This is a genomic window from Mesorhizobium sp. M2C.T.Ca.TU.002.02.1.1 (genome assembly GCF_003997225.1).
Window position 1 is genome coordinate 1 of sequence record NZ_RZTO01000170.1, and the last position, 9,345, is coordinate 9,345.

At 64.9% G+C, this 9,345-nt stretch carries 8 protein-coding genes; 4 read left to right on the forward strand and 4 right to left on the reverse strand.

The window, feature by feature from the left end:
- The 3 genes from EOD07_RS11895 to EOD07_RS11905 all read right to left on the reverse strand — a co-directional run.
- A partial coding sequence (locus EOD07_RS11895; protein ID WP_127235587.1) for an ATP-binding cassette domain-containing protein occupies window positions 1–393 on the reverse strand: 393 nt, incomplete at its 3' end.
- A complete protein-coding gene (locus EOD07_RS11900; protein WP_127235588.1) occupies window positions 390–2,228 on the reverse strand; it encodes an ATP-binding cassette domain-containing protein in 1,839 nt (612 codons plus the stop codon). The genes EOD07_RS11895 and EOD07_RS11900, both read right to left, overlap by 4 nt.
- Window positions 2,229–2,236: 8 nt before the next feature.
- Window positions 2,237–3,136, reverse strand: coding sequence for a branched-chain amino acid ABC transporter permease (locus EOD07_RS11905; protein WP_127235589.1), 900 nt, complete (start codon window positions 3,134–3,136; stop codon window positions 2,237–2,239).
- A 591-nt stretch (window positions 3,137–3,727) separates the two neighbouring features.
- On the opposite strand from EOD07_RS11905, the gene EOD07_RS11910 reads away from it, so the two are divergent.
- Window positions 3,728–4,894, forward strand: a complete 1,167-nt coding sequence (locus EOD07_RS11910) for an ABC transporter substrate-binding protein (protein ID WP_127235590.1) — start codon at window positions 3,728–3,730, stop codon at window positions 4,892–4,894.
- 65 nt (window positions 4,895–4,959) lie between these two features.
- Here the strand turns inward: EOD07_RS11910 and EOD07_RS11915 are convergent, their stop codons facing one another.
- Window positions 4,960–5,832 carry an MBL fold metallo-hydrolase gene (locus EOD07_RS11915; protein WP_164772193.1) on the reverse strand — a complete coding sequence of 291 codons (873 nt, stop codon included), beginning with the start codon at window positions 5,830–5,832 and terminating at the stop codon, window positions 4,960–4,962.
- A 342-nt stretch (window positions 5,833–6,174) separates the two neighbouring features.
- Here EOD07_RS11915 and EOD07_RS11920 point away from each other — a divergent pair, with 342 nt between their 5' ends.
- From EOD07_RS11920 to EOD07_RS11930, 3 genes are all read left to right on the forward strand, one after another.
- On the forward strand, window positions 6,175–7,152 hold the full coding sequence (locus EOD07_RS11920; RefSeq protein WP_040985777.1) for an ABC transporter permease: 978 nt from the start codon (window positions 6,175–6,177) through the stop codon (window positions 7,150–7,152).
- 30 nt (window positions 7,153–7,182) lie between these two features.
- Window positions 7,183–8,187 carry a sugar ABC transporter substrate-binding protein gene (locus tag EOD07_RS11925; protein WP_040985776.1) on the forward strand — a complete coding sequence of 335 codons (1,005 nt, stop codon included), beginning with the start codon at window positions 7,183–7,185 and terminating at the stop codon, window positions 8,185–8,187.
- Between the two features lie 89 nt (window positions 8,188–8,276).
- On the forward strand, window positions 8,277–9,345 hold a 1,069-nt coding region (locus EOD07_RS11930), incomplete at its 3' end, for an ABC transporter permease (protein WP_164772194.1).

Sequence of the window (9,345 nt, forward strand, 5' to 3'; positions counted from 1 at the left end):
CTTGAGGACAGGGAAGAGATCGTAGACCGAGGCAAGCAAGGTCTGGGTGCGGGCCTTGTCGTGCCGCAGATGCAGCGCCCCCAGGAGCAGATTGTCCTCCACCGACTGGTCGAGGAACAGACGGCGTCCTTCCGGAGCGATCGCGGCCAGTCCGCGCGCGATGCGATGGGTGGGCAGCGCCGAGACGTCGGTGCCGCCGATCCGGATCAGGCCGCGCCGCTGCTTGACGAGGCCCATGATCGCGCGCAGCACTGTCGTCTTGCCGGCGCCGTTCGGGCCGAGCAGGGCGACGGCTTCGCCCTTGCCGACGCTGAGCGCCACGTCGCGCACCACATCGAAGCGGCCATAGCCGGCGCTCAGCGCGTTGATTTCGAGAGTGGGTTGCTCGCTCATTCGCCGAGATACACCTGTCTGACCACCGGGTCGGCGCGCACTTCGTCGGCCGAGCCGGTGAGGATCACTTCGCCGGCGTTGAGCACGGTCACGCGGTCGCAGAGCGGGAACAGGAAGCGCGTCTGGTGCTCGATGATGATCATCGTCACGCCCTGGGTCTTCAGATTGGCCAGGATCGCGGCCAGATGCCTGACCTCCTTGGCGGAAAGTCCTGTCGCCGGCTCGTCGAGCACGATGATGTCCGGCCCGGCCACGCAGACCGAGGCGAGCTGCGTCAGCTGCTCGATGCCGTGCGGCACGTCCGCCACCTGTCTTGCCGTCCAGTCGCCGGCGCCGACGAGCCCGAGAGCCTCGCTGGCGCGGCGTTGCATGGCCGCGAGGTCGCGCCGGCCGGAGGCAAGCATAGGCCAGAGCGGCGCGCGACCGACAATGCGCGGCACGCGGTCGAAGAGCCCGACCATGACGTTTTGCGTCGGCGTCAGTTCCTTCACCAACTGCGCGGCTTGGAAGGTGCGCCGCAGCCCCAGACGCGAACGGCTGCTCGCCGGCATTCCGTCGACGCGCGTGCCCTTGAGCAGGACTTCTCCCGTATGAGGCGTCAGGCGCCCCGATATCACATTGGCTAAGGTGCTCTTTCCCGAGCCGTTCGGGCCGATCAAGCCATGGATGTGGCCGCGGCGGACGGCGAGGTCGACATTGCGCAGCACCTTCGGACCGAGCCCATACCCGAATTCGATGCCCCGGCATTCCACGATGATTTCGGAGTCTTTCGGGGAGGCCGCCGATGCGACGGTGGGCGCGGCGGGCAGGGCTTCGTCAGAGGCGGCGTCCGCCACCGGTGCTATCTCGCCGGCACGTCGTGCAAGCGCGCGCCGCGCGATGCCGACGACGCCGTCGGGCAACAGCGTGATCGCCAGGATCGAGAGGGCTCCGTAGACGATCTCCTGCAGCCAGGGATTGATGTTGACGACATTCGGGAACATCGAGACGAACATCGCGCCGACGACCGGACCGACGCTGGTGTTGATGCCGCCGATCAGCACCATCACCAGCACGTTCAGCGACACCGACCAGTCGAACTGGCTGGGGGAGACGACCCCGAGGAACGAAAAGAGCCAGCCGGCCCCTCCGGCCATCGCGGCCGAGACGCCGAAGACCCCCACCTTGATCGCCGCCGTGCGCGCGCCGGCAGCCTCGGCGAAAGGTTCGGCGTCGCGGATCGAAAGCAGGATCGGGTAGAGCGGCGAATGGCGGATGTTCCAGACCAGGCCGAGGCAGGCAAGCAGCGCCAGCATGATGCACCACACCAGCGGCGTGCCGAGCCATTCCAGGCTTGTCGGGAAATCCGGAAAGGCTGGGCCGAGCAGGCCCTGCAGGCCGCCGGTGACGGTGACCATGTCGGTCGCCAGAACCGTCAGCACCAGCGTGAAGATGAAGGTGGTGATGGCGAAGTAGAGGCCGCTGACCCTGAGCGACATCGCGCCTACGGCCATGCCGATCAGGCCGGTCGCCGCCAGAACCAGCGCCAGCAGGCCGAAGACGTTCCAGCCATAGTCGTTGGCAAGGATCGTCGTCGCATAGGCGCCGATCCCGAAAAAGCCGCCTTGGCCCAGCGAGTAGAGGCCGAGCATCCCGGCCACGAGGTCGAGGCTGATGGCGAGGATGCCGAAGACGGCCGCCACAAGAACAAGGCTCTGCAGGCCGAGGTCGGTGTGGGCGACATAGGCGGTGGCCGCCAGATAGGCGATCAGGACAGCAAGCAGCCCGGCGGCGCGCCAGCGGCCGACGCGAAGCCTTGGAGCGGTGACCGGCTGAGTATCGAATGCAGGGGCCATGCTCGACCTCAGCCGCGCGTCACGGCCGCCCGGCGCGGGCGAAACAGGGGGTTGCTGGTGCTGAACAGGCCCTTCGGCGAGACGATCAGGATCAGCACGAGCACGATGAAGGGAAACCAGTCGGAAGCCTGCGAATTGATCAGCGCGTTGGCGCCTTCGGCGCAGACGCCGAGCAGCAGGCCGCCGAACATCGCCGCTATCGGCCGCTCGGTGCCGCCTCCGATCATCATGGCGATGAAGCCGTAGGTGCCGAACGTATCGCCGAGATAGGGATTGGCAAAGGTCGAAGGCCCGATGAGCAGGCCCGCGATCCCGGCATAGACGGCGGAGACCGCGAAGGCGACGATGGCGACGATTGCTGTGTTGGCGCCGATGGCCGAGGCCATCTCGGGGTCGGCCGCCGTCGCCATGCCGAGCTTGCCGAACAGCGTGTAGCGCCGCACGATCTCGAAGCCGGCGGCAAGCACGGCGGCAGTGACGATGGCGAGAAGCTGCTGGGCGGTCAGCACGGCGCTGCCGATCGGCAGGCTGATGCCGTTGAGGATTGGCGGGAAGGCCTGCGAGGTCGGGCCCCAGATATAGGCGGCGGCGTTTTCCACGATCACGGCGAAGCCCAGCGTCGAGACCAGCCAGCCGAAGCTGAAGCGGTTCGACAAAAGGATCGGCCGCACCGCGATGACATAGGACAGGATGCCGACGATGCACGAGCACGCCAGGCCGGCAAGCGCGGCCAGCCAGACCGGATAACCGGAAGAGGCGAGCTCTGCTGTGACCATGACGGTCACCATCATCAGCTGGCCCTGCGCGAAATTGATGATGCGGGTGACGTAGAACGAGATCGCGAGCGCCATGCCGATCAGACCGTAGATCGATCCTATCGCTACTCCGCTCAACACGAATTGCAGCACTGGTGGCTTTCCCCTCTCCCCTGGCCGGCGTTGCCTCCTCAGCCGGCTTTATCGCCTCGGAGACGCTTCCGTCGGATAGCCGCCCGGATTCAAGATGAACCGTCAGGCGGGGGTTCCCTGCCGCCCCCGGGTTCCATGCCGCAATGTCCAGCTCTGGCATGCTGCGCCGGTGCCAAAAAACCTAGTCGAAAATGACCGTCCGGAAATAGCTGATGCGAGTGACATAACAGCTATGAGCGCAGCGATTGGACGGCGTTTCGGAACGGTGAAACGCGGGGCGCGGCCAGGCGGCCCAAGAGGTCTTGCGGCGTGCGGGCGTAGCAAGTTGATTTGGAATAAAAGAAAGTGAAAGCAATGAGTTAGACTGGATGCCGATCTCCCTTTCGGCGATACCGATGATCGTGCCCGGTCGGCTTCTCCAGTGGCATTTGCAAGGTCGCTGAACCGGCTTCGGAGCGTAGGCGCTCGCGTTGACAAGGCCGGGCAACGGGATAGCAAAATCCACTACCGAGAGGGCGCGGGAAGCGCGGGGCAAATTGAGCGATCGGGTTGTCGGTTCCTGCCCACCGATCGCAGGGAGGAAAATCAGACATGAGAAAACTCGCGACGACTTCCGCGATGTTGCTGGCCACGACGGCGTTTTGCGGGCTCGGCGTTCAGGCCGGCGCGGCGGACGAATATCTCATCGGCCTCATCGCGGGAACGACCGGCGCCTATGGTTCGACCGGTGTCGCCACGGTGAACGGCTCGCAGATGGCGGTCGACGAGGTCAACGCCGCCGGCGGTGTCGACGGCCACACTTTCAAGCTCGACCCACACAACGACAATGCGTCGGCAACACTCTCCGGCCAGCTCTATGAGAAGCTGATGTCGCAAGGCGCGATTGCCATCGCCGGTTCGCCCGACACCGGCCCGGTCACGGCGCAACTGGCGCAGCGCCATAAGTTCCCGACCATCGGCGTCGTCGACGATGGCGGTCTCACCGTCAATCCGGACGGGCCGACCAGCCCGCCGAACCCGTGGGTCTTCGACTTCGGCCTCAACACCTTTGCCTGGGGCGAGAAGATCGGCCAGCATGCGTTGAAGCATTGCCCCGACGGCCTCGCGGTGCTGCATGATCCGTCCACTTACGGGCAGGGCGGTCTGTTCGGCATCGAGCTTGCCTATGACAAGGCCGGCAAGAAGATCGCCATGGATCACACCATCACCGAGAACTGGTCGACAGGCGCGACCGCCGGCTTGATGCCGGAGGTCAACGCCATCAAGGCCGCGGGCATCAAATGCGTCGATGTCTGGCTGACGCCGCAGGATCAGGCCGCCTTCGTGCAGGATCTGCATTCGATCGGCTATGACGCCATCGTCTACGGCAATGACGAAACCAATGCCGACGACACCTACTCGAAACTGGCCGGCGACCTTGCCGACGGGACGATCACCGCGATGCTGACGACGGAGTTGCATCCGGGTCCGGAGCTTCTGGCGTTCAAGGACGCCTACAAGAAGAAGTTCAACGTCGACGCCACGCCCTTCTCGGCCGGCGCCTATGACAGCATCAAGATGCTGGCGCAGGTCATCAAGGACGTGAAGTCGACGAAGCCGGAAGACCTGCAGAAAGGCTTCAACGCGGTCCAGGGCTTCAAGGGCATGACCGGCACGATCGGCTTCACCGAGCAGAGCCACATCACCATCACGGCAGAGCAGGTGACGTTGGTCAAATACGACGCCAAGAGCAAGACCTGGGTCGAAGTCACAGACTGACGTTTCACCGGACGAAAAAATGGGGCCGGTCCTATCGGGCCGGCCCCATTTTTCTGTGTCCGTTTCTAAAGCTGAACCAGCCAGGCCTCAGGCACCAGGCGGTAGCCCGCGCCAGCCTTCACCACATGCGCGAAACCGGGCAGGTGCAGGTGTCCGCCGGTGACGAGCAGCCGCTCGTTGGCGACATGCTCGAAGATCTTGCGGCGGTTCGCATGCGCCAACGCTTCGTCGACATCGTACTCGCTGGTGACCTGAGGCCGCGGAATCTGGATCTCCGGCACGTGCACCGTGTCTCCCCACATCACCAGCGTTTCGCCGGCAGAGTCAAGCTGATAGCCGCTGTGGCCGGGCGTGTGTCCGGGCAGCGGCAGCTGCCTGATGCCCGGCACCACTTCCTCGCCATTCGTCGGACGGAAGCGGCCTCGATATGTGGTCAGCAAGGCATCCGCCGAGCCGGCATAGGGCATGGCCGCCGCCGACTTTCCGCGCTTTTCGGGATCGGACCAGAAGTCGAAATCGTCCTGGTGGATGATGATCTCGGCGCGCGGGAAGAGCGGCTTTCCGGCTTTGTCGATGAGGCCGCTCGAGTGGTCGGGATGGATGTGCGTGAGCAGGACGGTGTCGAAGTCCGTGGGCTTGAAGCCGGCGGCCTCGAGATTCTGCGGCAGCAGCCCCATGGAATAGACCGTGGTCGACCCGCCGCCGGCGTCGACCAGCACGGTCTTCTTGCCCGTCTCGATCACGAAGGCATTGACGGTAAGGCGCGGCTCCGTGTGGCGGAACTGCTCGCGCATCAGGCCTTCCATGTCGCCGCGCTCCGTTCCGCGCAGGATGGCCACGCTGATATCGAGGAAACCGTCATTGATGACGGTGACCATGGCATCGCCCACGCGGCGTCTGTAGACCCCCGGCGTCTGTTTGCGCGGTTCTTCGGTCATCATTTCCTCCCGGTGCGGCAGGCGCTCCGCGCCTCCTCTTGTCGCTCGGCAGTTTTGCGTGATTGGCAAGGCGGAGTGAAGCGACGAGGCTGTACGGAATCCGGATAACAGCTATGGCGCTTATCGCATGACAGGCCCTGCTGGCACTGCCGAACGCGCCTCGGCCTTCAGCCCACCGCCCGGCTCCGCACCCATGCCCGGTCCGGCATGAAACATAACTGATATTCCCTGGGCGGATATGTCTTGAGCCAGCCAAAAAGGGGATGGTCGCCGGGAGGAAAAAGCAGGTCGCGAAGGGGGTTCGCGGCCGGGCCGGCAAGGCCTGGTTCGGGAGGTGGCGCAATGGCCAAGGCGCGGTTGTCGCAGGAGGGCGTGGTGTTCGCGCTCGCCGTCGCGCTGTTCGTGGTCTTTGCAGCCACGCTGAACAATTTCCTCACCGCGGGCAATCTGATCGCGCTGGTGCGCAGCGTCTCCATCCTCGGCATATTGGGTCTTGGCATGGGGCTGGTCGTCATCGGCCGCGGCATCGACCTCGCCATGGTGGCGACCATGGTGGTGTCGCTGTCCTGGGTGCTTTCGATGGCGCAGGCCGGTATGCCCTTCGACACGGCTCTGGTCTACGGCGCCCTGTTGGCGCTGGCCATCGGCCTGGCTAGCGGCATCCTGATCGCCTACGCCGACATTCCAGCCATATTCACGACGCTCGCGATGGGCTTGGTGATGTATGGCTCGGGACGGGCCTTCCTGTTCCAGATCGACGTCCAGAATTCGCCCGGCGGCGTCGACTGGTTCGACTTCCTCGGGCGAGGGGCCTTTCTTGGCCTTCCGATGCCCATCGTCGCTTTCGCGGTGCTGGCCGCTTTGGTCGCGCTCGTGCTGATGCGAACGCGCTTCGGCCGCTTCGTCTATGCGGCCGGCGACAATGCGCTCGCCGCGCGCATCACCGGTCTGCCGCTGCGTCCGCTGATCGTGGCGCAATATGTGATCAGCGCCCTGATCGCCTTCCTCGCCGGCGTGGTGATGGCGGCCGCCGTCTCGGGAATGAGCACCCGCGTCTACAACTCGACGATGATCTACGACGTGCTGCTGGTCGTCGTGCTCGGCGGCATCAGCCTCAGCGGCGGCCGCGGCAGCGTGCGCAACGTGCTGGTGGGAACGCTGCTGGTCGGCGTGCTGCTCAACGGCATGACCATCCTCGACATCACCTACACGACGCAGAACCTCATCAAGAGCCTGATCCTGCTGCTCGCCATCACGGTCGATAGCTTCATCAACCCGAGGGACGAGCAGACGTCGCAACAGAGCCAGGGCGACATCTGAACAAAGCTTGCAATCCAACGGGAGGAAACCATGAAATTCAGAACTATCCTGGCGGCCGGGCTCATGGCGCTCGGCCTGGCCGGGGCCGCTCACGCCGATGACGGTCTCGACAATCCGTCGCGCAATCCGTTCTACGACGGCCTCAAGGGCAAGCGCGTCGTCTTCATTCCGCTGGCCATGGGCTTCGACCTGACGGAAGGCTGGGCCGCCATCATGCGCAAGCAGGCGGCCGACCTCGGCTACACGCTCGAGATCCGCGATCCGAACTGGAGCACCGACGCCGGCACGCGCGCGCTGACGGCGCTCATCGCCGAAAAGCCCGACCTGATCATCGCGCACAATCCGGACGTCCAGTCCTATGCGCGCCTGCTGAAGCGCGCCATGGACGCCGGCATCAAGGTCATCCAGCTCAATCTGGAATCGGTCGTGCCGACCGACGCCTATGTCGGCGCCGACTGGTCGCGCGTCGGCTATATCGAGGCGGACGCGCTGGTGAAGCAATGCGGCACGGGATCGGGCAAGTCCGGCAAGATCGCCATCATCCGCGGCCAGCCGACGGCGGCGTCGGACCTCTACGAGCTTTATGCCTACAAGCAGACCTTCGCCAAGGATCCGGCAATCAAGATCGTGTCCGAGCAGGCCGCCCAGTATGACCCCGCCAAGGCGCGCGCCATCATGGAGACGGTGCTGCAGCAGCATCCTGACCTGTGCGGCGTGGTGGGCAACTGGGACAACCAGGATGTCGGCGCGGGCGCCGCCATCCAGGCGGCGGGCAAGGCCAACGACGTCTATGTCGTGACCTCGGGCGGCGGCAACCAGATCGGCTGCGACAACATCCAGAAGGGGCTTCTCGACCTGATCATCAGCTATGACGTTCCGCTGCAGGGCAACGCGATCAACCAGCAGATCGTCCAGACGCTGCTGTCGCCCGCCAAGGCCGGCGAATCGAAGACCTCCTACTACACGCCGCTGACGCTGCTGACCAAGGACAACATCGGTCCGCGCACCTGCTGGTCGCTCGACCAGTTGAAGTGAGCCGTGGCAAGTCAATCAGCATCATGTCCAGCGACACCCTAGCGTCTCTGCGCTCGCGCTATCTCCCCGATCATCTGATCGGGGAGATCATGTCCAAGCGATGGATCGACAACGCCATCCCGTTCACCGCGCTGGTTCTGACGGTGCTGGTGATGGGATCGATCATTCCCGACTTCCTGTCGCTGTCCAGCCTGTCGGACCTGGCGCGCCAGTTCGCGGAGTTCGGGCTTGTCGTCCTGGCGCTCACCGTCGTCATGATCTCGGGCGGCATCGACCTTTCTGTGGCCTCGGTCTTCTCTCTTGCCGTCCTGTTCTCGCTCATCGGCGTGAATGTCTACGAGCTGCCGGTGCCCGCGGTTCTCGCCGGCATTCTCGGCATGGGCATGGTCTGCGGCGCCATCAACGGCGTGCTGATCGGTTATCTGCGGCTGCGCGCCTTCCTGACCACGCTGGTCAGCCTGATCATCTTCCGCTCGCTTTACGAGATCGTCTTCGTGCGCATGTCCACCTCGATCATGTCGGGGTTCTCGATGTCGGATCTGTGGGTGTTCATCGGCGAAGGCACGGTGCTCGGCATTCCCGTGTCGCTGGTGATCACGCTGATCATCGCGCTCGCCTGGCACCTGGTGCTGTCGCGCATGCGGCCGGGCTGGCGACTGACCGCCGTCGGCGGTGCGCGCCGCTCGGCCTTCAACGCCGGTATCAACGTGCGCTTCATGGTGTTCCTCACTTATGTCGCCTCGAGCACCATGTGCGCGCTCGCCGGCTTCCTGTTCGCGGCCCGCCTCGGCAGCACCGGATCCGACACCGGCGTCGGCCTGGAGGTCCAGGCGCTGACCGCCGCGGTGCTCGGCGGCACCGCCATTGGCGGCGGCCGCGGCTCCGTCGCCAAGGCCATCATCGGCAGCCTGCTCGTGCTCATGCTGACCAACGGCCTGATCAATCTCGGCATCAGCGGGCCGATCACCTCGACGATCCTCGGAGCGATCCTGTTGCTCGCCGTCTTCGTCGACATGCGCTGGCAGAAGCACCGCCACCGCATCCTCGCCAAGGTCTACGTCTCGCCTGCCTATCTGTCGCTGCCGCCTTCGCCACAAGTCGATGTGCCCGGCTCGCCTTACGTTCTCAACGACCGGCTGCGCTCCGTCGAGATCATCG

Excerpts from the sequence above, each read along its gene's own strand:
- EOD07_RS11900 (WP_127235588.1), bottom strand. The coding sequence starts at position 2,228 with ATGGCCCCTGCATTCGATACTCAGCCGGTCACCGCTCCAAGGCTTCGC.
- EOD07_RS11910 (WP_127235590.1), top strand. The coding sequence starts at position 3,728 with ATGAGAAAACTCGCGACGACTTCCGCGATGTTGCTGGCCACGACGGCG.
- EOD07_RS11915 (WP_164772193.1), bottom strand. The coding sequence starts at position 5,832 with ATGACCGAAGAACCGCGCAAACAGACGCCGGGGGTCTACAGACGCCGC.
- EOD07_RS11920 (WP_040985777.1), top strand. The coding sequence starts at position 6,175 with ATGGCCAAGGCGCGGTTGTCGCAGGAGGGCGTGGTGTTCGCGCTCGCC.
- EOD07_RS11925 (WP_040985776.1), top strand. The coding sequence starts at position 7,183 with ATGAAATTCAGAACTATCCTGGCGGCCGGGCTCATGGCGCTCGGCCTG.